The sequence below is a fragment of the Simplicispira lacusdiani genome, assembly GCF_003604195.1.
Lineage (GTDB): Bacteria > Pseudomonadota > Gammaproteobacteria > Burkholderiales > Burkholderiaceae_C > Simplicispira > Simplicispira lacusdiani.
Genome location: NZ_QXGR01000042.1, coordinates 1 through 833, shown reverse-complemented (window position 1 = coordinate 833; position 833 = coordinate 1). Strand labels below are relative to the sequence as shown.

Genomic DNA, 833 nt, shown 5'->3' with positions numbered 1-833 from the left:
GCCCAGGAGATCGAACGCCTGGCCTTCTACGACGCGCTCACCCAACTGCCCAACCGGCGCCTGCTGCTCGACCGCCTGCAGCGCCTGCTGCTCAGCAGCCAGCGCATGCACCAGCACGGCGCCCTGCTGTTCATCGACCTGGACAACTTCAAGGACCTCAACGACACCCTGGGCCACGACATGGGCGACCAGCTCCTGACCCAGGTCGCCGCCCGCCTGGTGCGCAGCGTGCGCGAATGCGACACCGTCGCGCGCTTCGGCGGCGACGAATTCGTCGTCCTGCTCGAAGGCCTGGACACCCACCTGCCCCAGGCCCGCAGCCAGGCCGAGGCCGTCGCCGTCAAACTGCTCATCGCCCTGAACCAACCCTTCGAACTGGCCGGCCAGCAGCACTACAGCACCCCCAGCATCGGCCTGACCCTCTTCGGGCAGGAACGCGTCACCGTGGACGAACTGCTCAAGCGCGCCGACCTGGCCATGTACGAAGCCAAGGCCGCCGGACGCAACACCCACCGCTTCTTCGACCCCGGCATGCAGCAAGCCCTGCACGCCCGCTCCAGCTTGGAGGCCGACCTGCGCCAAGGCCTCACGCGCGGAGAAATCTTCGTGCACTACCAGGCCGTCGTCGACTACCAGGGCCACGTCAAGGGCGCCGAAGCCCTGGCGCGCTGGACGCACCCCGAACGCGGCCCCATCAGCCCGGCGCAATTCATCCCCCTGGCCGAACAGACCGGCCTCATCCTGCCCCTGGGGCGGCACATCCTGCGCACCGCCTGCGAACAGCTCGTGCGCTGGTCCGGCAAGAAAGAAACCGCGCACCTGAGCATGGCGGT

Annotated in this window: 1 protein-coding gene; it reads left to right on the top strand. The window is 68.5% G+C overall.

Features of this window, described 5'->3' with window-relative positions; translation table 11 throughout:
- Positions 1–833: putative bifunctional diguanylate cyclase/phosphodiesterase (locus D8S75_RS17295; RefSeq protein WP_119967591.1), on the top strand; the 833-nt coding region annotated here is incomplete at both ends.